Below are 23,273 nucleotides of genomic sequence, written 5' to 3'. Positions count from 1 at the left end.
AACGGTGACGCCCCCCGATGGGTGGTGGGGTGTGAGGCTCCGACGGAGAGAATGCATGAAAAGTGTCGTGATCGCGGGTTACGCCCGCTCGCCCTTCCATCTGGCCAACAAGGGCGCGCTGGCCCGTGTTCGTCCCGACGACCTTGCCGCGCAGGTGATTCGCGGCCTGATCTCCAAGACCGGCGTCGAAGCTGCTGATATCGAAGACGTCGTCGTCGGCTGCGCGTTCCCGGAAGGCGAGCAGGGCTTCAACATCGCGCGTCTGGTGGCGCTGCTGGCGGACCTGCCGATCTCGGTCGGCGGCATGACCGTGAACCGTTTCTGCGGCTCTTCGATGAGCTCGATCCACTACGCCATGGGCCAGATCGCCATCGGCGCGGGCGAAGTCTTCGTCTGCGCGGGTGTCGAATCGATGAGCCGCGTGCCGATGATGGGCTTCAACCCGCTGCCCAACCCGGCGCTGGCGGCGAAGAGCGCCGCCTACATGTCGATGGGTGAGACGGCCGAGAACGTCGCCACCAAGTACCAGATTTCGCGCGCCGATCAGGAAGCGCTGGCCGTCTCCAGCCAGCACAAGGCCGCCGCCGCGCGTGACGCCGGCAAGCTGACGGACGAGATCGTGCCGATCCAGACCAAGGGCGGGATCGTCAGCGAAGACGGCACCATTCGCGGCGAAACCACCGCCGAAGGCCTTGCCGGCCTGAAGCCCGCGTTCGATGCGGCAGGGTCAGTGACTGCCGGCACCTCCTCGCCGCTGACTGACGGCGCCAGCGCCGTGCTCGTCACCACCGAGGAATATGCCCGCGCCCACGGCTTGCCGATCCTGGCCCGCATCAAGTCGGTCGCGGTATCGGGCTGCGCGCCGGAAACCATGGGCCTTGGCCCGATCCTTTCCAGCCAGAAGGCGCTTGAGCGTGCGGGCATCGCAGCCGGCGATCTGGACGTGGTGGAACTGAACGAAGCCTTCGCCAGCCAAGCGCTGGCCTGCATCAAGGACCTGGGCCTCGACGTTGCCAAGGTGAACATCGACGGCGGCGCCATCGCCATCGGCCACCCGCTGGGCGCCACCGGCGCACGCATCGTCGGCAAGGCGGCATCGCTGCTGAAGCGCGAAGGCGGCAAGTACGCGCTCGCCAGCCAGTGCATCGGCGGCGGTCAGGGCATCGCCACGATCCTGGAGTCGGTGGAATGAGCGACACCATCAAAAAAGTCTGCGTGATCGGCGCCGGCACCATGGGTGCCGGGATCGCCGCTCAGGTCGCCAATGCCGGCGTGCCGGTGCTGCTGCTCGACATCGTTCCCAAGGACGCGACCAATAGGAACGTCGTGGCCGAAGGCGCCGTGGCGAAGATGCTCAAGACCGAGCCTGCGCCGTTCATGAGCAAGTCCGCCGCCAAGCTGGTCGAAACCGGCAATATCGAAGACCACCTCGACAAGGTTGCCGAGTGCGACTGGGTGATCGAGGCGGTGATCGAGCGTCTCGACATCAAGCAGGGCCTTTACGCCAAGCTGGAAGCGGTGAAGCGTGACGGCACTGCCGTCTCGTCCAACACCTCGACGATCCCGCTCGCCCATCTGGTTGAAGGGCGTTCGGACGCGTTCAAGCGCGATTTCCTGATCACCCACTTCTTCAACCCGCCGCGCTACATGCGGCTGCTGGAGATCGTCACCGGCCCGGCGACCGACGCCGGCGTTGCCGCGAAGGTGGAGCAGTTCGCCGACGTCTCGCTTGGCAAGACGGTGGTGAAGGCCAAGGACACCCCGGGCTTCATCGCCAACCGCATCGGCACCTACTGGATCCAGCTGGGCCTCAACGCCGCGTTCGACATGGACATCACCGTCGAACTGGCCGACGCCATTGCCGGAAAGCCGATGGGCGTGCCCAAGACCGGCATCTTCGGCCTTGTCGACCTGGTCGGCATCGACCTGATGCCGCACCTTCAGGCCAGCCTCACCTCGACGCTACCCGCTGGTGACCTCTACCACGGGATCGCCCGCGACATCCCGCTGATCAACAAGATGATCGGCGAGGGCTATACCGGCCGCAAGGGCAAGGGCGGCTTCTACCGCATCAACAAGGAGGCCGGTCGCCGCAAGGAAACCATCGACCTTCAGAGCGGCGAATACCGTCCGTCGATCAAGGTGCCGGGCCCGCGCGGCGCCGCCGCCAAGGGCGACCTTAAGGCACTGGTCGAAAGCAAGGGCGACATCGGCGCCTACGCATGGGCCGTGCTGGGCGATACGCTGGCCTATGCCGCCAGCCTGGTGCCCGATGCCGCTTCGGACGTGGTTGCCGTCGATGATGCGATGAAGCTGGGCTACAACTGGAAGGCCGGCCCGTTCGAGATGATCGACACGCTCGGCGCCAAATACCTCGCCGAACGCCTTGCCGCCGAAGGCAAGGCCGTGCCCGCGATCCTGACCGTGGCGGGCGACCGCACGTTCTACCGGATCGAGAACGGCAAGCGCCAGTTCCTGGGCCTCGACGGCGAATATCGCGACATCGTCCGCCCCGAAGGCGTGATGCGTCTGGCCGACGTAAAGCTTTCGTCCAAGCCGATCATCCGCAATGCCTCCGCCGCGCTGTGGGACATTGGCGACGGCGTCGTCTGCCTTGAATTCACCGGCAAGATGAACGCGCTCGACGGCGAAGTGATGAAGCTGATCGGGCAGGCCATCCCGCTGATCGCCGCGCAGTACAAGGCGCTGGTCGTCTATAACGATGCCGACACCTTCTCGGCAGGCGCCAACCTTGGCCTCGCACTCTTCGCGGTGAATATCGCCGCCTGGGGTGAGATCGAGAAGCTCGTGGCGGGCGGACAGCTGGCCTACAAGGGCCTGAAGTACGCGCCGTTCCCGGTGGTCGGTGCACCGGCCGGCCTCGCGCTCGGCGGCGGGTGCGAGATTCTGCTCCACTGCGACGCGATCCAGGCCCATGCCGAACTCTACTGCGGCCTTGTGGAATGCGGCGTCGGCCTCGTTCCGGGCTGGGGCGGTAATGGCGAGATGATCGACCGCTGGCGCAAGGCGCCCGGTATGCCCAAGGGCCCGATGCCGGCGGTGGCCAAGGTGTTCGAGATGGTCTCGACCGCGCAAGTCTCGAAGTCTGCCCAGCAGGCGCGCGAGATGATGATCCTGCGCAAGGATGACGGCATTTCGATGAACCGCGATCGCCTGCTGCATGACGCCAAGCAGAAGGCGCTCAGCCTCGTCGAGGGCTATACCCCGCCCGAAGCGCCCGAGTTCAAGCTGCCCGGCGCCGGTGGCCGCACGGCGCTCGGCCTTGCGGTCGAAGGCTTCCACAAGCGCGGCATGGCGACCGACTACGACGTGGTCGTCTCCGGCATTCTGGCCGATGTGCTGACCGGCGGCGAGTTCGACCTCGTCGACACGGTGAGCGAGGGCGAATTGCTCAAGCTGGAGCGCGACGCCTTCATGGGGCGCCTGCGCGATGCCCGCTCGGTCGCCCGCGTCGAGCACATGCTCGAAACCGGCAAGCCGCTGCGTAACTGATAAGGTATGAATGCGCGCCCGTCGGTGATCCGGCGGCGCGCGCGAGGAGAGTGACATGCAAGTCTACGAAGCGCCCCTGCGCGACATGAAGTTCGTGCTCCACGAACTCCACACCGATGACGGTTTCGGCAATCTCGAAGCGCTGGCCGAATTCACCCCCGACCTTGTCGACGCGGTGCTGGAAGAAGCCGCGAAGGTGGCGCAGGAAGTCCTGCTGCCGCTGAACCGCAGCGGTGATATCGAGGGCTGCACGCTGGAAAACGGCGTGGTCCGCACGCCCAAGGGCTTCAAGGAAGCCTACGACATGTTCCGCGAAGGCGGCTGGTGCGCGCTGGCGTCCGATCCCGAATGGGGCGGGCAGGGCCTTCCCGAAGCGCTGAACAAGCTGACCGAGGAGATGATCTGCTCCTCCAACCTGTCGTTCAGCCTCTATCCCGGCCTCACCCACGGCGCGACCACCGCGATCGAGGGCTATGCCAGCGACGCGCTGAAGCAGGCCTACCTGCCCAAGATGGTCGAAGGCACCTGGTCGGGCACGATGTGCCTTACCGAGCCGCACTGCGGCACCGACCTTGGCATGTTGCGCACCAAGGCCGTTCCTCAGGGTGATGACAACTACAAGATCTCCGGCGCGAAGATCTTCATTTCGGCGGGCGAACACGACCTGACCGAGAACATCATCCACCTCGTCCTCGCCCGGCTTCCCGATGCGCCGGAAGGTGTGAAGGGCATCAGCCTGTTCCTGGTGCCGAAGTACCTGCCGAAGGAAGACGGCACGCCCGGCCCGTCCAACGGCGTTTCGGTCGCGGCGATCGAGCACAAGATGGGCCTCAAGGCCTCCGCCACCTGCCAGCTCAACTTCGACGATTCGATCGGCTGGCTGGTCGGCACCGCGAACAAGGGCATGGAAGCCATGTTCAAGATGATGAACACCGAACGCGTTTCGGTGGGCATTCAGGGCCTTGGCGTGGGCGAAGCCGCCTATCAGTCGGCCGTGTGGTACGCCAAGGAGCGCGTGCAGGGCCGTTCGCTGTCGGGCGTGAAGAATCCCAAGGGGCCGGCCGATCCGATCATCGTCCACCCCGACGTGCGCCGCATGTTGATGACCGCGCGCGCCTATAACGAAGGCAGCCGCGCTGTCGGCGCCTGGGTCAGCCGCGCGCTCGATGCCGAAAAGCACGCCACCGATCCAGCCGTGAAGGCCCGCGCGGAAGACTTCATCGCGCTGATGACCCCGGTGGTGAAGGCGCTCTTCACCGACTGCGGTTATGAAAGCGCCAATCTGGCCGTGCAGGTCTACGGTGGCCATGGCTACATCGCCGAAAGCGGCGTGGAGCAGTTCGTGCGCGATGCCCGCATCGCCATGATCTACGAAGGCACCAACGGCATCCAGGCGCTCGACCTTGTCGGCCGCAAGATGCCCGCCCACGCCGGGCGTTATCTGCGCTCGTTCTTCCACCCCGTCTCTGACTTCATCGAGGCGAACAAGGCGGACGAGACCTTCGGCAAGATGATCGAGGGTCTGGAGAAGGCTTTCGGCGCGCTCCAGCTTTCCACCGGCACGATTGCCCAGAAGGGCATGAAGGACCCCGAGGAAGCCGGTGCCGCGGCCACCGATTACCTGCGCCTGCTGGGCTTCGTCGCCATGGGCTACACCTTCGCCAAGGCGGCGCTGATCGCCAAGGCCAAGCTGGATCAGGGCACCGAGGACGCCGCGTTCTACACCGCCAAGATCGGCACCGCGCGGTTCTTCTTCGACCGTCTGCTGCCGCAGGCGACCGCCGCGTTCCTGGCCATCAAGTCGGGCAAGGCCTCGATGATGGCGCTGGATGTGGACATGTTCTGATCGCGGACGCGACGACCGGAGGCAGGCTGAAACAACATTACCCGTTTTTCAGTTGCCGCCGGCCGGCGAATTTCATTTAAGTGCTCCCAACGGGGGGACGGGATGCCCAGGCGTTCCGTCCCCTTCGTCGTTATGCGGGAGACGACATGGCGCGCGCGTGGGATCGGATTGTTGGCCTTGTGGCCGGCCTGTTTGCCATTCTGGTGCTGGCAAGCTGCTCTGGCCTGGGCGATGCGCCGGCTGCGACCACCCGCAATCGCGGCCCGGCCGATCTGGCCGCCATTGCGCCCGTGGTCACCTGCGGATCGCTGACCGGCACGGACATGACCGCGATCGGCGGCGCGGGCAGCAAGATCACTTCGGCCACGGAAACCACCAGTGACGGGATCGACGTCTGCTCGGTGAAAGGCACGCTGGCCCCCGCGGTCAATTTCCATGTGCTGATGCCGCTGAAGACGTGGACCCAGCGCTATCTGCAAGTGGGCTGCGGCGGCCTCTGCGGTGCGATCACCTTGCGGTCCGGCGCTTCGGACGGGTGCAAGGTGCTGAACGATGGTGGCTTCGTCATGGCCGCGACGGACATGGGCCATACCATGGCGGAGAGCGACGGGGCATGGGGCCTGGACCCGCAACGCCGGGCGGACTTTGCATGGCGCGGGCAGCATATCACCTCCCAGGCGGCGAAGGCGTTGATCCGCGCGTTCTACGGGCAGGAAGTGCGCTATTCCTATTTCAACGGCTGCTCCGACGGTGGGCGAGAGGCGCTGATGGAGGCGCAGCGCTTCCCCGACGATTTCGACGGGGTGATTGCCGGTGCCCCGGCCATGCTCTTCACCGTGCAGAACACGCTCTACCACGGCTGGATGGCGCGTTCGAACCTGGACGCGGCGGGGCAGCCCATCCTTCTGGCAGACCGCCTGCCGATCCTGCACAAGGCGGTGATCGCCGCCTGCGACCGTAACGATGGCGTGGTTGACGGGCTGATCTCGCTGCCCGCCGCCTGCCGTTTCGATGTGGACAGCGTCACTTGCGAAACGGGCGCGACGGATACGTCCAACTGCCTGACCCAGCCCGAGGCCGACGTGGCGCGCAAGTTCTACGAAGGGCCGCGCGATCCGCAGACGCGGGCGTTCCTGACGGCCGGGCAGCCGCTCTACGGGTCCGAACTGGAATGGCCCGGCGTCTTCGTGCCCAACCGCGAAGGCCGGATGATGAGCCAGATGGTGGTGCCGCCGGTGATGCGCTACCTCGCCTTTGCCGAGCCGCGCCCCGATGCGACGCTGGCGGATCTTGCGTTCACGCGGGAGACGCTGGACGCGCTGCGGCCGCGCCATCACCTGTTCGATGCCACCAATCCCGACCTGAGCGCCTTTGCCGCCAAGGGGCACAAGCTGATCCTTTGGCACGGCCTTGCCGATCAGCATATCGCGCCGGCCGTGACGGTTTCGTACCAGAAGGCCATGCTGTCGACGATGGGCGGCCGCAAGGTCAACGGCTTCGAACGGCTCTACCTGTTGCCCGGCGTCGGCCATTGCGGCGGGGGGGAAGGGCTGGCGAGCATCGACCTGCTGACCGCGATGATGGTCTGGGTGGAAAGCGGCCACGCGCCGGAGGCACTGATGACCGGCACCACCCGCCACCGCAGCAATTTCGGCCAGCCGCAGGGCATCGCCGGCAGCCCGCCGCCCGCCGCCGCCGAACCTGCCTCCGATCGGCCGGAGATGACGCGCCCCGTCTATCCCTGGCCCGCCATTGCCAGCCACACCGGATCGGGCAGCTATACCGACGCGGCCAGCTGGACGCGCAGCGCCTCCACCCACGTGGTGGCCGCGCGCGACTGGCAGGGCACGGACTTGTTCGCCCCCTACGTCTTCGTCGATCAGTAATGAAAAAATGGCCGGAGTCCGTGGGGACTCCGGCCATGAGGGTGGATCATTTCAGCGGCAGGCTGGGCTTCAGAAGTCGAACCCTGCGGTGACGCCGTAAGTGCGCGGCGCGGCATAAGTGCCATTGTCGCCGCTGTTGGTGGCGCCGATCTGGCCCCAGTAGAAGGCGTTGGTCAGGTTCTTGCCCCAGAGGCGCACGAACAGGTTGTCGTTGGTGGAATGCCAGGTGAGCGAGGCATCGGCGGTGTTGTACGCCTTCTGCTTCACGCGCTCGTCCGGCGAACCGACATAGCCTGAGTTGTAGTAATAGTTGCCCGCCAGCGTGAACCGGCCGATGCCGGTTTCCAGATCGTAGGAACCGCCCAGGCTGGCCGTGAACGTCGGGGTGTTCTGCAGCTTGTTGCCGGTGGCATCGCCGATCAGCAGGCAGTTGCCGCCCAGCTGGGTGTAGGGATTGCCCAGCGTGCCAAGGCAGGTCTGCCCGGTGGGGATCACGAAGCCGGCCGGCAGCGGATAGGGGGTGGAGATCACCGCCGTATCGAAGTCGGTATAGCGGGCGTGGGTCCAGTTCAGGCCGCCGAACAGGCGCAAGGCATGGGTCACGCGCCAGGTCACGTCGGCGTCCAGACCATAGATTTCCGCCGCATTGGCGTTGTAGACGGTCTGCGCGCCGGAGATGACCTGCATCACCTGGATGTTCTTCTCGTCATAGTAATAGCCGGCGACGTTCAGGCGCACCTTGCGGTCGAACAGGTCGGACTTGATGCCCACTTCGAAGGCATCGACCTGCTCCGGCTTCAGCAGCACGATCGGCGTCGACTGGGTGATGTAGGTGCCGCCGCGGAAGCCCCGGTTGTAGCTGGCATAGGCCAACAGCTCGGGCGAGAAGCGATGGTCCAGCGAGAGACGCCAGGTCAGCTTGTTGAAGGTGTGGCTTTCCGAAGGGATCGTCGTCACCGTGGTCAGCCCGGCGGGCGGCACGTTGCCGTTGAACTGGGTGACGGTGGCGTCCAGCGAGCGATGGTCGCTGGTGAAGCGCAGGCCGGCAGTCAGGTTCGTGGAGGAGCCGAAGGTATAGGTGCCTTCCGCAAAGCCGGCGTAGGAGTCCAGCTTGACCGAGTTGTCGTCCTGCGAATAGCCGTTGTTGCCGAAGGTGAAGATGCCCGTCGTGCGCGAACCGTCGTTGCCGGCATTATCGTGCATGTAGAAGCCGCCCAGCACCCACTTGAATGGGCCGCCTTCCTTCGAAATCAGGTTCACTTCCTGAGTGAACTGCTTGTCGAACTGGTGGTTGTCCACGATGATGCGCGGCATCGTCGTGCCGTCCGGATCGAAGTTGTAGCTGAACGTCGAATGGCGATAGGCGGTGATGCTCTTCAGCGTGGCGAAGCCGACGTCCTGCTCCACCGTCAGGCTGGTGCCCCAGGCGCGGGTAGACATCTTGGGATCGACGTCGGCTAGGATGTCGCGGTGCGGATCGCCGCCCAGCGCGGTGATCGCGGCGGGCACGTTCACGCCCAGCGCGTTCAGCGTGAAGTTGCGGAAGGCCGGCGCAGCGGCATCGCGCCCGTTGAAATCGCCCGACAGCAGCACCTTGGTGGCGTCGCTCGGCTGCCACAGCAGCTTGCCGCGACCGCCCCAGGACTTCGATGTCTGGATGTCGTTGCCGGTGTAGAGGTTCTTGCCGAAGCCGTCCTGCTGGTTGTCGTACTGGCCGGACAGGCTGATCGCCACGGTCTTGGTCAGGCCGCCCGAAACGTAGCCGGCGGCATGGATCGTGTCGTAATTGCCGTAGCCGATTTCCGCCTTGCCCTTCCAGTCGAAGCTGGGGCCCAAGGTGGTGGTCTGGATCAGGCCGCCGGTGGCGTTGCGGCCGAACAGCGTGCCTTGCGGGCCCTTCAGCACGGCCACCTGATCGGTATCGTACATCGACTGGAGAATGCCGAACGACGCGCCGTAATAGACGCCGTCGACATAGACCGCGACCGGGTTCTCGATGCTGGGGCCCTGGCCCGTCGCGCCGATGCCGCGGATGCGGGGCAGGCCGATGCCGCCGGTGCCGGTGGTGATGTTCAGCGCGGGCACGGTGGCCTTCAGGTCCAGCGTGCTCTGCACGCCTGCGCTCTGCAACTGTTCGTTGTTCAGCGCGGTGATCGCGATCGGCACGTCCTGCGCGGACTGGTCACGCTTCTGGGCGGTGACGATGATCTCCTCGACCCCGCCACTATTGGCCTGATCGCCGGTTGCCTGCGCGAAAGAGACCTGCGGAAGCAGTGCCATGGTTGCCGCTCCCCCCAGCAGAGCATGGCGCAGCAGGCGGTTCATGGATGTCTTGTGGTGTGTCATCGTTTCCTCCCAGTTCCCGGCCTCATCCGTGCCGGTGCGATTCTGTCCCCTCCGCCGTTGCCGGGCCGTCGTTTTATCTCGGCGCGTGCAGGGATTGCCTGCGCGGCAGCAGCGGTGTGGGGCCGATGTAATCCGGGAAGAACGGCGTGCGGCTATAGGCACTCGCGCCGCGCCGATAACTTCAACGACCGCCATGATGCAAAGCCCCGGGCGCTGCCCTAATGCAAATGCCTGCACAGGAAACGGGCCATCCAGCCCGGCCAGGAATTGCGAAGCCCCCAAAACGGCAACCTGGGATTTGCAGGGAGAGTTCGAAAGTGAAACGCAGAGATTTTCTGGCCGTGGTTCCGGCATCCGTGCTGCTCAGCCAGGTCGGCATCGCCAAGCCGGTGCCGACGAAGAAGGGCGTGATGATGATGAACCGCATCGCCCCTTCGGTGTCCGAACTGTACGTGGCCGGGCTGGACGGCACGGGCGAGCGCAAGGTGCTGGCGGAAAGCGCCTATGACTACAACGTGCGCCTGTCGCGCGATGGCGCGCGCATGGTGTTCACCTCCGAACGGTTGGGCGACGGCAATTCCAGCCTGTTCGTGGCCAAGGGCGATGGCACCGGGATCAGGACGGTGGCCGGCGGCTCCAGCGTGGACGATGCCGCCGCAATCTCGCCCGATGGCAAGACCTTGGCCTTCGTGTCCACCCGCAACGGCTACAAGGCCAATGTCTGGGTGATGGACATCGCCAGCGGCAAAATCCGGCAGCTGACCGGCATTGGCGAGGTGAAGGGCGATCCGGACAGCCCGGACTGCTATTTCCGCCCAGCCTGGTCGCCCGACGGCAAGTGGATCGCCTTTTCCAGCGACACCAACACCAGTTGGCGCGGCCATGACGAGAACCGGGGTTGGGAGCACACGCAGGAACTGTCGATCTACAAGATCCGTCCTGACGGCACGGGTTTTGCCAAGGTATCCTCGCGCAAGAACTGGTGCCAGGGTTCGCCTTCATGGTCGCCCGACGGCAAGCGCATCGTCTTCTACGAACTGACCACGGAGGCCACCTGGGGCGCCCGCCGTCCCGAATGGATCGGCCGCGTGGATTCGCAGATCGTCTCGGTCGAGGTGGAGACCGGCGCGCGCATCGAACATACGCGCGGCGGCAATCTGAAAGTCTCGCCCCAGTACGTGACGCAGGACGAGATCGGCTACGTCATCAAGGGCGGCCCGGATGAGGGGATCGCCTATACGTCCGGCCGCCCCGGCTTCAAGCGCAAGGGCCTGCGCTCGCCCCAGTGGACCGCCGATGGTCAGTCGGTGATCTACGAAGTGCAGGAATTCCGCCCCGTCCGCCCGCTGGACAAGCCGCTCTACAGCTGGGACGCGGACTACGACTATCGCTTCATGGACGTGTTCCCGATCCTCTCCAACCAGGGGATGCTGGCCTTTACGGAGAAGCAGACCGGCACGTCCTCCATCGTCACCTGCAAGCCCGACGGGTCGCAACGTCGCGTGGTGTTCGACAATACCAAGTCCGGCCTCAATCCCCAGATGGTCCAGAAGGGGCTGGCCGGCGCCTTCCAACCCTGCTGGTCGCCCGATGGCGAGTGGCTGGCTTTCGGCGTCGGCACCTGGTTCGCCGAACGCAGCTATGCCAAGGCGGTGGTCGTGCGCGTGCGCAAGGACGGCAGCGATCTTGAGGTGCTGACCGACGGCACCTTGCATTCCGGCTTCCCCAGCTTCTCGCACGACGGCAAGGAACTGGTGTTCCGCGTCTGGGGCCAGAGCGAGGAACGCGGCCTGCGCGTGATGAATCTGGAAACGAAGCAGGTGCGCGTACTGACGGACAAGCTGGACAACCTGCCGGGCTGGTCGCCCGACGGCCAGCGCCTCGTCTTCACCCGCAAGGTGGACGACAAGGACTATCAGGTCTGCACCATCAAGCCGGACGGTTCGGACTATCGCGAGCTGACCACCAGCAAGGCCAGCGACGGCCACGCCGTATGGTCGCCGGACGGCCGCATCATGTGGTCCGGCTCCGAACATGGCTTCCGCGATGAGGCCGCGCTCTACGACAATACGTTCCAGCAATATGGCCAGATTTACGTCATGGACGCCGATGGCGCGAACAAGCGCCTGCTGACCGACAGCAAGTGGGAGGACTCAATGCCTCTTTACATCGACAAGTCTTTGATCTGAAAAGCTCTCTCCCTTGACGGGGTAAACTTTGAGGGAGGACTCGCCTTGGCGGTCCTCCCTTTTTTCGTGGATTCAGGCGGGTTTCAACGCGCTGTCGAGGAACGGCACCAGCGTTTGCCGAATTGGCCTGTCCCAAACCACCCCGTCGCCCCCGCCCTTCGGCTGGCCGGCAGGCCGGCCGAAGGGCGGGGACGACGAGGTTTGGTGGTGCTACGTTCGGAACTGGCCGAAAGTGGGAATCGCTCGCAGCCCCAAACGTCACCCCACCTGCCGCAACGGCGTCGGCGGGGCGCAGACATGGGCGCGGATCGCGTCGATGAAGGCGGATTGCACCGGGGTGGGCATCCAGTCCTCACGCGTGGTCACGCCGATCGCCGGCACGGCTTCGATCTGCGTGCAGTGCAGGGTGCGCAGGCCTTCCTCGTGCGTCAATTCATAGGTGGTCATCAGCGTCAGCCGGTCGGACCGCTTGAGCAGGTGACGGATGATCGGCAGCGCGCACGTGGCAACGTGCGTTTGCGGGCCCGAAGTGCCCTCGAAGATCCGGTCGAAGCAGGCACGGCGGCTGGATCCGGGGGTGCCGGTGATCCAGTCGTAGGCCTTGAGTTCGTCTACCGAGACCTTGCCGGCGCGGGTCAGCGGATGGCCGGCGCGGGCCACCACGGCATAGGGCGTTTCGATCAGCGGTTCGCAGACGAGGCCCGGCGCCACTTCCTCTGGCAGCAGGCCGACCACGAAATCGACCTCGCCCGCGCGCAGGCACTTGGTCATTTCGACCGCGCTTTCGTTCATGATCCGGATGTCGGCGCTGGGGTACTTTTCCAGGAACTGGTCGAGCACCGACGCGAGCAGGACGCTGCCGCCGAAGGGCATCGCGCCGATCACGATGGGGGTGCTGGTGCCGTCCAGCGCAGCGTCGATTTCCGCCACGCCCCATTCGATTTCCTGCAGCGCCAGCTTGATCATCTGGCCCAGCTTGATCCCTTGCGGGCTGACCAGCATGCCGGCGGCGGTGCGGTAGAACAGCGAGACGCGCAGGTTCCCCTGCAAATCGCGCGCGGCACGCTGGAGCGAGGCGGCGGAAATGTCGAAGCACTCGCTCGCCTGCTCGAAAGAGCCGTATTCCATCACGCCGACCAGCGTGCGCAGTTGCGAGCGGGTAAGGCGGTTGACGATCGCGCGGGCGCCGTCGGCATTCACAGCGGCGCCGATCTCGATCACCGCGCGCTCGGCCTGTTCGAAGAAGCGCTTCACGCGAGCATGGAACACCATGCCGAATTCGTTGAGGTAACTGCCGCTGGCGCGCCGGTCGACCAGCGTGGCGCCAAGCTGTGCTTCCATCTTGGCAAGGGCTTGGGTGACGGCGGGCTGCGACAGGCTGCATGCCTCCGATGCGCGGCGCACCGATTTGAGATCGCCGATCGCTTCGAACAGGCGAAGCTGGCGGAAGCTCAGGCTCTGGGCGCGCTCATGGCCCGGGGTCTTCGGACTCGCGGTATCGGTCATGTTGTGATCCTCTCTCCCCATCGGACCTAGCGCGAAATTTATCAGGCCTGCAACGGGTGTAGCTATCACTTCGGCCTTCGCGGTTGCGACAGAAGCGGAGCGGCCGCTCGATCCTGAATGGGCAATTGTTGTGCAATAAACCGCGAAAGTCAGCCACTTGTGCTGCGAATCTTTTCGGCGATGGCGCGGTCTGCACCGCATCATCCTGCGACAGTCCTGTCAGTGAACCTATTGCACGCGGCGCTGCATTTATATCCCGCACAGCGCGAATTCTATCGCACGACCCCTGTGCCGAGGGGGCAACCTCTATAAATTGTGTGCTCGCGCCGACCGGTTCGGGATGGGGCCGCGTTGACTTGGAACCGGGCTGGGCGCTTTTCGCGGGTCAACCGGCATCGGACGTTGCAGCAAACGCCGATAGCCGTCTTAACTCATCCCCGAGGAGAGCGACCTTGAGCCAGAAAGTCCGCCTGAAGTTGGCGATTGCCGACCATCCGCACACTGCCGCGATCCGCGATGGCAGCATCGAGATCGAAGGCGTCGATGCCGAATTCGTCACCGTGAAGCCGCAGATCGGCGCCTTCCGCCGCATGGTGCGCGATCTGGAATTCGACGTCTGCGAACTGGCGCCCACCACGTACATCATTGCCCGCGCCTATGGCCGCCCGTTCAAGGCGCTGCCGATCTTCGTGGTGCGCCGCTTCCACCACGGCGGCATGCTGGTGAAGCCGGATTCGGGCATCCGCCACCCGAAGGATCTGGAAGGCAAGAAAGTCGGCGTGCGCGCCTATTCGGTGACCACCGGCGTGTGGATCCGCCAGGTCTTCATCGACGAATACGGCATGGACAACGACAAGGTCACCTGGATCGTCGATGACGAGGAGCACGTGACGCAGCTTCAGCTCCCCGCCAATGTGCAGCACACCCCCGAGGGCGTGTCGCTGGCGGACATGATGGCCAGCGACCAGATCCAGGCCGGCGTCGAAGCCGCTGCCGGCATCGGCCGCACCGGGGCGCCCACGGGCGGCTGGCAGGAAGTCGACACCAGCATGTATGTCGATCTGATCCCGAATGCAGCGGAGGCCGAGGCGGAATACTATGCCCGCACCGGCGTCTATCCGATGCACGGCACCATCGTCGTCAAGGACGAGATTCTTGAGCAGCACCCGTGGATCGCGCGTTCGCTGAACGATGCCTTCACCCGCGCCAAGGACGAATGGCTGGCCAAGCTCAATTCGGGCGAGGCGACCGGAAATGGTGCGGACAAGTACCGCGCGCTGCAGGAGATCGTCGGTGCCGACCCGCTGCCCTACGGCATCGAGGAAAACCGCGCGACCATCGAGGCGCTGGAGCAGACCGCGTTCAAGCAGGGCCTGACCCCGCGCCGCATGACGATGGAAGAACTGTTCGTCGATCCCGCCAAGGCGCCAGTGCGCGTTTGATAGCTTAGCGTTGCAACCATAAACCCGTCGCCCCCGCGAAGGCGGGGGCCCCGCTTCCTTTCTGCCCCACAGTGCAAGGCCGGAAGAACAAGCGGGGTCCCCGCCTTCGCGGGGACGACGGGGTGAGATTGGCAATACAATTTTGAGTTTCGAACCCGTGTTGCTCGGGCAAAAAATTCCACGGAGAATCCCATGATTATCGACTGTCACGGTCACTTCACGACGGTCCCCAAGCACTTCCGCGAATGGCGTAGCGTGCAAGTCGCGGCGGCGGACGATGTGGCGAATGCGCCGCTGGTGGCCGATGCCCACGTCAGCGACGACCAGATCCGCGAAGGGATCGAGGGCGGCCAGCTTAAGCTCCAGCAGGAGCGTGGCAGCGACCTTACCCTGTTCTCGCCGATCGCCGGCCTGATGAGCCACCACTTGGGCAACGAGCGCACCAGCCTTGAGTGGGCGAGCGTCTCCAACGACCTCGTCTACCGCGTTACCGAGATGTACCCGGACAACTTCGTGCCGGTCGCCATGCTGCCGCAGAGCCCCGGCGCGCCGCCGAAGAACTCGATCCCCGAGCTTCGCCGCGTGGTGGAGGAACTGGGCTTCGTGGGCGTGAACGTGAACCCCGATCCCACCGGCGGCTACTGGACCGGCAAGCCTTTCACCGACAAGGAATGGTATCCGCTGTTCGAGGCGATGTGCGATCTGGACGTGCCAGGCATGGTCCACGTGGCCGCATCGTGCAATCCGAACTTCCACGGCACCGGTGCGCACTATCTGAACGCCGATACCTCGGTGTTCATGCAGATCCTGCAGAGCGATCTGTTCAAGGACTTCCCGACGCTGCGGCTGGTCATCCCGCATGGCGGCGGCGCGGTGCCGTACCACTGGGGCCGGTATCGCGGCATGTCGCTGGAGATGATGGACCGCCCGCTGGAAGGGCTGCTGGACAACATCTACTTCGACACTTGCGTCTATCACCATCCCGGCGTCGAGCTGTTGACCAAGGTGGTGCCGACGTCGAACGTGCTGTTCGGTTCGGAAATGATCGGCGCGGTGCGTGGTACCGATCCGAACACCGGCCATTACTTCGACGACACCAAGCGCTATGTCGATGCTTGCGCGGCGCTGTCGGACGACGACCGTTTCGCGATCTACGAAGGCAATGCCCGCAAGGTCTATCCGCGCCTCGACGCGCGGCTGAAGGCCAAGGGGCTTTAACGCTAGCCGCCCCTCCGGCCTCTACACAACACACTCAGTCGCCCCCGCGCAGGCGGGGGCCCCGCTTTCTTTCTACGGCATAGCGCTCAGTCAGAAGAACAAGCGGGATCCCCGCCTGCGCGGGGATGACGGGAGTGTGGGCGAGGGGTGAGGAAGCCGGCCAAAACCCCCGCGACAGCGGCGGAAGTTATGCCTCGCGGCTGACAATCAACTCCCGCCGCCGCCGCCCACCCCGCAAATTGACAGCAACCAGAACAGAGCCCCGGCAGCGCGATGCACGCTTCCGGCAGCGGAGACAGGTGTATGACGTCCAAGTTTGTCGATATCCATCCCCACGTCATTTCCGACGACGAAGGTGCCTATCCGCCCGCGCCGCTGTTCGGAAAGCGGTCCGACTGGTCGCAGGAGCGGCCCAGCACTGTGGAAACGCTGATCGCCTCCATGGATGAGGCCGGCGTGGCCAAGGCCGCCGTCGTCCATTCCTCCACCACCTATGGCTTCGACAACAGTTACGTGGTCGATGCCTGCAACCGCCATGCCGACCGCCTGATCGCGGTGGGTTCGGTGGACGTGCTGGCGCCCGACGCGGTCGATACGATCCGTTCGTGGGTGGAGCGGGGCCTCAAGGGCCTGCGCGTGTTCACCGGCGGTTCGACCAAGGAATTCGACGCCAGCGAACTCGACGATCCGCGCGCCTATGCGGCGTGGGAACTGCTGGGTGAGCTGGGCCTGACCATGTGCATCCAGACCGGCCCGGTCGGCCTTGCTGCCGTGACCGCGCTGGCCAAGCGTTTTCCGAATGTGCCGATCATCCTCGATCACCTCGGCCGCCCGGACGTGACCGACGGCGCGCCTTACGCAAACGCGCAGAGCCTGTTCGACCTTGCGCCGATCGAGAGCATCTATCTGAAGCTCACCCCGCGCATCATGGGCGATTCGAAGAAGGGCGAGGCCACGCCGGAGACGCTGTTCCCCAAGCTGGTGGACGTGTTCGGCGCGCAGCGCATGGCCTGGGGATCTAACTATCCGACTTCGCCCGGCACGCTGGCGGAGATCAAGGCGACCGCGGAGGACCGCCTTGCCTGCCTGACGGATGCGGATCGCGAATGGATCTTCGCGAAGACGGCGCAGAACCTCTACCCCGCTCTGGACGACTAAGCGCCGGACGCGACAATAGGTGACATAAACGTGGAGAGAGACGAGATGGACAAGGCACTGGAGCAGGGCGGGGCAGGCAGGTCGGCGAGTACCGCCGCACCCGCAAGCGCGGCCGCCTGGGCGGTGCTGTTGCTGCTGGCGTTGGGCGTGATGATCGCCTTCGTCGACCGCACCAGCATCTCGTCGGCTCTCGCCGATGGGCCGTTCATCCAGCACTTCGGCATGACCGACATCGACCGGGGCTGGGTGAACGCAGCGTTCTTCTGGTCCTACGGCCTGATCCAGGTGCCGGCGGGCTGGCTGGTCGACCGCTACGGCGTGAAGACGCCCTACACGGTGTGCTTCGTGCTCTGGTGTCTGGCGACGGCGGTGACCGGCCTGATCTCCACCATGTTCGCGCTGGTGCTGATGCGCTTCATCGTCGGCGCGGCAGAGGCGGTGGTGATGCCCGCCAGCTATCGCTGGATCCGCAACAACTTCAAGGAAGGGCAGAGCGGCACCGCCGTCGGCCTGTTCGCGATGGGCAACAAGTTCGGCCCCGCCATCGGCGCGCCGATCGCGGCATGGCTGATCACGGCCTATGACTGGCGGGTGATGTTCATCGCCACCGGAGCGGTCGGGCTGGTCTGGCTGCTGCCGTGGATGTTCCTGGTCAAGAACGACCTGCCGCGCCGGGAAGACATGGCTGCGATCAGGCGCAAGGCGTCCTCCGTCACCTTCGCCAGCATCCTTTCCAGCCCGCTGGTCTGGGGCACCTTGGTGGTGAACTTCTGCTACGGCTACTTCACGTTCTTCTGCATGACCTGGATGCCCAGCTATCTGGTTGAGGAGCGCGGGCTGAGCCTTGAGAAGTCCGGCCTGTTCACCTTCTTCAGCTTTGCCGGCATCGCCATCGTCGCGCTGATTGCCGGGTGGATCGCGGACAAGTTGATTGCGCGCGGCGGCGATCCCGTGTTCGTGCGCAAGGCCTTCGTCATCGCCGGCTTTATCGGCGCCTGCACGGTGCTGCTGGGCGCCAAGGCGGAATCGCTGAATGCGGCGCTGTTCTGGAACGTGTTCTCGCTCTCGTTCCTGGGCCTTGCCACCGCCAACAACCTGGCGCTCTGCCGCCTGACCCTGATCCCGGCACCGGCCGTGGGCCTCGTCACCGGCGTGCAGCAGGTGGCGACCAGCCTTGCCGGCGGCGTCGCGGCGAGCCTGTCCGGCTGGCTGCTCCATGTCTCCGGCAGTTACGACCTGCCGATGATGGTGATCTTCGTCTTCCTGGTGATCGGTGCACTGACCACCTGGCTGGTGCTGCGCCCCGAATGGGCGCCGAAGATTTCGCTCGCAGCAGGCGAGTGACGCTGCGCTCCGGGCGATGTCACCCGTGGGGGCGGGTTGCATCACCCGGAGCGTAGATTGGATTGGCTGCCGCCACGGCCGCCCCCTAGTTCTGCGAGACGCTCGCAGTAGATTTGATTGAAAGAGGATGTAATGGCGCAGATCGTATTCGGCATGGCCGTTCCGCACAGCGGGATGCTGGGTCAGGCCCCGGAGGACTGGCTGAACAACGGCGATCGCGACCGCAAAAATCCGGAACTCTGGTACCGCAATCGCACCTGGACCTACCCGGAACTGGAAGCCGAACGCGGCGCGGCCTTCGCGCCGTTCCTGACGCTTGAGGAACGCACCACGCGCGCCACCCGCTGCCGCGCCGCGCTGGACGAGATGGCGGAGGCCTACAAGCGCGCCAAGGTCGATGTCGCCATCGTGCTGGGCAAGGATCAGAAGGAAATCTGGCCCGACCAGTCCCCCTCGATCACCATCTACACCGGCGAGGACGTGCACAACGGCCCGCCGCAGCGCCCGGTCTATGCGCCCGACCATCATGTCGTGCATCAGGCCTATCCGGACTTCGCGACCTACCTGATCAAGACGTTCCAGGAGCACAACTTCGATCTCAACGATCTGCAGAAGTGGCCGCAGAACAGTTGGATGGAGTCGCGGCAGGGCTATGCGCCGGACTATCCCGTGGTCCCGCATGCCTATAGCTTCGTCTACCACCAGATCATGGGCGACGACGTGCCGCGCCACGTGCCGGTGCTGTTCAACTTGTTCTACCCGCCGACGCAGCCCTCTATGGCGCGCTGCATCGAATTCGGCCGCGTGTTGCGAGAGGCGATCAAGGCCTGGCCGGAAGACGTGCGCGTGGCGGTGATCGCTTCGGGCGGCCTGTCGCACTTCGTCAACGACGAGGAATTCGACCGCGACGTGATGGAGAAGCTGGCGAGCTACGATTACGAAGGCCTCGCCGCGATCCCGGACGGTTATTACCAGTCGGGCACGAGCGAGGTGAAGATCTACTCGATCGTGATGATGGCGCTCCAGCACACCGGCGCGAAGATGACGCTGGTGGACTACGTGCCTTGTTGGCGCACCGAGGCCGGAACGGGTGAGGGCATGGGCTTCATGTACTGGCAGCCGGAGGAGTAAGGCTTCGGCGGGCGCCCCCGTCCACACTCTCCGCCGTCGTCCCCGCGCAGGCGCTCCGCATGCTCCATCGTCGCCCCCGCGCAGGCGGGGGCCCCGCTTTCTTCTGCACCCTCTCGTCCAGTTCCAAGATAAGCGGGATCCCCGCCTGCGCGGGGATGACGGATCATTTTATCGCGGCGCGGGAGGTTTCCCCCGCTGGCTGACGGCAACAAGTCTGTCAGAATTCTCCCCCTCGGCGGGTTCCGAACCGAACTCGCCAGTTTTTCGATGACGGCGGTCGCCGGATCAATCGGGTGCGACCGTCCGGGAAGAGGTACGGGCAGAGCAAGCCCGAAAGGAAAGATCCAAGCAATGACCCAGACGCGCCTCAACGGCATCATCCGCGCTCTCGAAGCCGGCAAGCCCGCTTTCACCTGCTTCTCGAAGGTCGACAAGCTGACCGCGCAGGAACTGACCGACGCCCCCTACGACGGCATTGTCTTCGAGATGGAGCACAACCCTTACGACGTCGCCGCGCTGGGCGACGCGCTGCAGTACATGCTGAATCGTAAGAAGATCGCTGAAAGCGGCTCGGTCGCGCCCTCGGTCACGCCCATCGCGCGCATTCCGGCCAATGGCGGCGAGATGAACCAGTTTCAGGCCAAGCAGGTGCTGGATCGCGGCGTCTACGGCGTGATAACTCCGCACGTTTCGACCGTGGAGCAGGCCTACAACATGGTCGCCTCCGCCCGCTATGCGAAGCCGACCGGCGCCGCGCTCTATGAGCCCAAGGGCGTTCGCGGCGATGGCCCGGCCACCGCCGCGCGCTACTGGGGCCTGTCGCAGGCGGACTACTACGCCAAGGCCGACGTCTGGCCGCTGGCCCCGCATGGCGAACTGCTGGTCGGCATGATGTGCGAGAGCCCCGAAGCGATCGAGAACCTGGACGACATTCTCGCCAATGTACCTGGCATCGGTCTGGTGCTGATCGGCGAGGGCGATCTTTCGCAGGCGCTGGGCTATCCGCGCCAGTACGACCATCCCGAAGTGGTCAGCGCGATGAACAAGATCGTCGAGGTCTGCAAGAAGCACAACGTCGTCGTCGGCAACCCGCACACCAATGCCAAGAACGTCGAGCGCCTGATCGGCGAAGGCTACCGCTTCCTGATGTCCGCACCGACGCGCAGCTACGGCGTCGTCGGGCAGGGCCGCGAACTGGCGGGGTACTGATCATGGCCAACGGTGCAGAAACCCTCGTCGAGACGCTGGTCGACAACGGTGTGGAGGTTTGCTTCGCGAACCCCGGCACTTCGGAAATGCACTTCCTAGCGGCGCTGGACAATCCGCGCATGAAGTCGGTGCTGTGCCTTTACGAAGGCGTCTGCACCGGCGCGGCGGATGGCTGGTACCGCATGAAGGACGTGCCGGCATCGACCCTGCTGCACTTGGGCCCGGGCCTCGCCAACGGCCTGTCCAACATTCACAACGCCAAGCGCGCCTCGTCCGGCATGGTCAACATCGTCGGCGAGCATTCGGCATCGCACCTGAAGTACGATCCGCCGCTGACGTCCGACATCGAAGGGCTGGCCCGCCCGCTCAGCCATTGGGTGCGCCGCGCCGATTCCGCGACGACCATCGCATGGGACACCGCCACCGCCTGCGCCAAGGCCAGCGAGCATCCCGGCCAGATCGCCACGTTGATCCTGCCGGGCGACACGGCTTGGAAGGACGCCGGTACGCCGGTCGTGCCGCAGGGCCTGGCCCGCGCTCGCCCCGCGCCCGATCAGGCGCGCGTGGACGACGTGGCGAAGGTGCTCCGTTCGGGCGAGCCGACGCTGCTGATCCTTGGCAACAAGGCCACGCGCGGCCGCGCGCTGGAATTGGCCGGCGTGGTCGCGGCGGGCACCGGCTGCCGCCTCGGCTCGCAGTTCTTCACCGCGCGTATCGAGCGTGGCGCAGGCCGTACGCCCTTGGAGCGCATTCCCTACGCGGTGCCGCTTGGTCAGGCTTTCCTAAAGGACTTCAAGCACATCGTCACTTTGGAGACGAAGGAACCGGTGGCGTTCTTCGCCTATCCGGACAAACCCAGCCTGCTGAAGGCGCCGGGCACCGTGGTCCACTCGCTGGTCGCGGATGACGAAGACAGCGCGTTCGGGCTGGAAATGCTGATCGACGCGCTGGGCCTGAAGGGCGCTGCGCCGCTGGTGCAGGAACGGATCGAGGCGGGCGTGCCCAGTGGCGTGCTCAACCCCGAAAGCATCGCTCAGGCCCTTTCGGTAGCGCTGCCGGAGAACGCGATCCTCGTCGACGAATCGCTCACCACCGGCCGCCAGACCATGGGCCTGACGATGGGTGCGCGTCCGCACGACCTCATCAACAACATGGGTGGCTCGATCGGCTACGGCACCCCCGTCGCCACCGGCGCGTCGATGGCCTGCCCGGACCGGCGGACCTTCTGCATGGTGGGCGATGGCAGCGCCATGTACACGATCCAGTCGCTCTGGACGCAGGCGCGCGAGGGGCTGCCGATCACCACGATCATCTTCGCGAACAACCAGTACGCGATCCTCAAGGCCGAATACACGAACATGGGAGCGGGTCAGCAACCCGGCCCGCAGGCCATGGCGATGATCGATATCGACCGTCCGACCATCGACTGGGTGGCCATGGCAAAGTCCATGGGCGTGCCCGGCGTGCAGGTCGACAATGCCGAAGACTTCCACAAGGCGATGGCACGCTCCACCGAGATGGACGGCCCCTGCCTGATCGAAGTCAAGCTCTACTGATCGGGAGAAGGAACACCATGACCAAGACCGATGTCTTGACCCTGAGGGCCAACGTACAGGACTATCCGCAGACCAAGGCGCTGAAGGACGGGCGGGTTTCGTCCGATATCGTCAGCCTCGATTTCTGCGGGCCGGAAAAGGCGCACAACGGCTTCAAGGCCATGCTGCGCGAGAATGCCTTCGATTGTGGCGAACTGGCGATCGTCACCTGCCTGCAGGCGAAGATCTACGGCAAGCCTTTCGTGCTGCTGCCGGTGCCGGTCTCGGGCCGTTTCCAGCACCACTGCGCGGGCTTCAACCGCGAACTGGGGCATCTCGATCCCAAGGATATCGAGGGCAAGCAGGTCGGCGTGCGCACTTACGCGCAGACCACCGGCCTCTGGGTGCGCGGTGTGCTCCAGCACGAATACGGCGTCGATCTCGACAAGGTGACGTGGATGACCGTGGGGGACGGCCACTTGCTGGAATACACCGATCCCGCCAACTGCGTGCGCCTGCCCAAGGGTTCGGACATCGGCCAGATGATGCTCGACGGCGAACTGGCGGCCACGCTTCAGGGCGTCGACCTGCCCAAGGACCCGCGCGTGGAGCGGCTGATACCCGATCCCTTCAACGCCGCGAAGGACTGGTTCGCGCGTGAGGGCGTGGTGCCGATCAACCACATGTTCGTGGTGCATCAGGACCTTACGAAGAACCGGCCCGACGTGGTGCGCGAACTCTACCGCATGGTGGTGGAGAGCCGCGATCTCACTGAAGGCGGCCTGCCCGATCCGTTCCCGCCGGTGGGTCTTGAGGCCAATCGCAAGGGGATCGAACTTGCCATCGACTGGGCGTTCGAGCAGAAGATCATCCCCCACAAGATCACCGTCGACGAGCTTTTCGACGACGTGACCGCAAGCCTCGGAGCCTGACCCTGAGCGAAGAACAGC

General features: G+C 65.0%; 15 protein-coding genes. 13 read left to right on the top strand and 2 right to left on the bottom strand.

The features are described from left to right. Nucleotides 1-55 precede the first annotated feature (55 nt). The 4 genes from WBP06_RS12030 to WBP06_RS12015 all read left to right on the top strand — a co-directional run bounded on the left by WBP06_RS12030 (nucleotide 56) and on the right by WBP06_RS12015 (nucleotide 7,245). Entirely contained in the window at nucleotides 56-1,192 is a 1,137-nt protein-coding gene (locus WBP06_RS12030) for a thiolase family protein (protein ID WP_395327891.1), read from the top strand. Then, nucleotides 1,189-3,513 (top strand): 3-hydroxyacyl-CoA dehydrogenase NAD-binding domain-containing protein, encoded by a 2,325-nt coding sequence (locus WBP06_RS12025; protein ID WP_395327889.1) that lies wholly within the window; start codon nucleotides 1,189-1,191, stop codon nucleotides 3,511-3,513. The genes WBP06_RS12030 and WBP06_RS12025 overlap by 4 nt, the downstream gene beginning before the upstream one ends. Nucleotides 3,514-3,568: 55 nt before the next feature. Continuing rightward, complete coding sequence (locus tag WBP06_RS12020) at nucleotides 3,569-5,359, top strand: acyl-CoA dehydrogenase C-terminal domain-containing protein (protein ID WP_395327886.1); 1,791 nt, start codon at nucleotides 3,569-3,571, stop codon at nucleotides 5,357-5,359. Nucleotides 5,360-5,505: 146 nt separating this feature from the next. Further along, nucleotides 5,506-7,245: a tannase/feruloyl esterase family alpha/beta hydrolase gene (locus WBP06_RS12015; protein ID WP_395327883.1), complete on the top strand. Its 1,740-nt coding sequence runs from the start codon at nucleotides 5,506-5,508 to the stop codon at nucleotides 7,243-7,245. A 69-nt stretch (nucleotides 7,246-7,314) separates the two neighbouring features. Here WBP06_RS12015 and WBP06_RS12010 read toward each other — a convergent pair whose 3' ends face one another. Continuing rightward, the gene (locus WBP06_RS12010) at nucleotides 7,315-9,591 is read right to left on the bottom strand and encodes a TonB-dependent receptor (RefSeq protein ID WP_395327882.1); all 2,277 of its coding nucleotides are present in this window, start codon (nucleotides 9,589-9,591) and stop codon (nucleotides 7,315-7,317) included. Nucleotides 9,592-9,908: 317 nt separating this feature from the next. On the opposite strand from WBP06_RS12010, the gene WBP06_RS12005 reads away from it, so the two are divergent. Then, nucleotides 9,909-11,780: a hypothetical protein gene (locus tag WBP06_RS12005; protein WP_395327879.1), complete on the top strand. Its 1,872-nt coding sequence runs from the start codon at nucleotides 9,909-9,911 to the stop codon at nucleotides 11,778-11,780. Nucleotides 11,781-12,038: 258 nt separating this feature from the next. Here WBP06_RS12005 and WBP06_RS12000 read toward each other — a convergent pair whose 3' ends face one another. After that, nucleotides 12,039-13,286, bottom strand: coding sequence for a LysR substrate-binding domain-containing protein (locus WBP06_RS12000; protein ID WP_395327876.1), 1,248 nt, complete (start codon nucleotides 13,284-13,286; stop codon nucleotides 12,039-12,041). Nucleotides 13,287-13,738: 452 nt separating this feature from the next. On the opposite strand from WBP06_RS12000, the gene WBP06_RS11995 reads away from it, so the two are divergent. The 8 genes from WBP06_RS11995 (at nucleotide 13,739) to WBP06_RS11960 (ending at nucleotide 23,255) form a co-directional block, all read left to right on the top strand. After that, complete coding sequence (locus WBP06_RS11995; protein WP_395327874.1) at nucleotides 13,739-14,728, top strand: ABC transporter substrate-binding protein; 990 nt, start codon at nucleotides 13,739-13,741, stop codon at nucleotides 14,726-14,728. Between the two features lie 192 nt (nucleotides 14,729-14,920). Further along, the gene (locus tag WBP06_RS11990; protein ID WP_395327871.1) at nucleotides 14,921-15,946 is read left to right on the top strand and encodes an amidohydrolase family protein; all 1,026 of its coding nucleotides are present in this window, start codon (nucleotides 14,921-14,923) and stop codon (nucleotides 15,944-15,946) included. Nucleotides 15,947-16,249: 303 nt separating this feature from the next. Beyond that, the gene (locus tag WBP06_RS11985) at nucleotides 16,250-17,104 is read left to right on the top strand and encodes an amidohydrolase family protein (RefSeq protein WP_395327869.1); all 855 of its coding nucleotides are present in this window, start codon (nucleotides 16,250-16,252) and stop codon (nucleotides 17,102-17,104) included. A 45-nt stretch (nucleotides 17,105-17,149) separates the two neighbouring features. Continuing rightward, nucleotides 17,150-18,448 carry an MFS transporter gene (locus tag WBP06_RS11980; protein WP_395327866.1) on the top strand — a complete coding sequence of 433 codons (1,299 nt, stop codon included), beginning with the start codon at nucleotides 17,150-17,152 and terminating at the stop codon, nucleotides 18,446-18,448. Nucleotides 18,449-18,580: 132 nt separating this feature from the next. Beyond that, nucleotides 18,581-19,579 carry a protocatechuate 3,4-dioxygenase gene (locus WBP06_RS11975; RefSeq protein ID WP_395327863.1) on the top strand — a complete coding sequence of 333 codons (999 nt, stop codon included), beginning with the start codon at nucleotides 18,581-18,583 and terminating at the stop codon, nucleotides 19,577-19,579. A gap of 351 nt (nucleotides 19,580-19,930) precedes the next feature. Then, nucleotides 19,931-20,788, top strand: a complete 858-nt coding sequence (locus WBP06_RS11970) for an HpcH/HpaI aldolase/citrate lyase family protein (RefSeq protein WP_395327860.1) — start codon at nucleotides 19,931-19,933, stop codon at nucleotides 20,786-20,788. A gap of 2 nt (nucleotides 20,789-20,790) precedes the next feature. Then, nucleotides 20,791-22,344, top strand: a complete 1,554-nt coding sequence (locus WBP06_RS11965) for an acetolactate synthase large subunit (protein WP_395327857.1) — start codon at nucleotides 20,791-20,793, stop codon at nucleotides 22,342-22,344. A 17-nt stretch (nucleotides 22,345-22,361) separates the two neighbouring features. After that, nucleotides 22,362-23,255 carry a phosphate ABC transporter substrate-binding protein gene (locus tag WBP06_RS11960; protein ID WP_395327855.1) on the top strand — a complete coding sequence of 298 codons (894 nt, stop codon included), beginning with the start codon at nucleotides 22,362-22,364 and terminating at the stop codon, nucleotides 23,253-23,255. The last annotated feature ends 18 nt before the right edge of the window (nucleotides 23,256-23,273 follow it).

It is taken from the genome of Novosphingobium mississippiense (assembly GCF_044029535.1).
In the GTDB taxonomy this organism is placed as follows: Bacteria; Pseudomonadota; Alphaproteobacteria; order Sphingomonadales; family Sphingomonadaceae; genus Novosphingobium.
The sequence above is the reverse complement of the archived record's forward strand: the minus strand, read 5'-3'. Positions and strand labels throughout refer to the sequence as shown.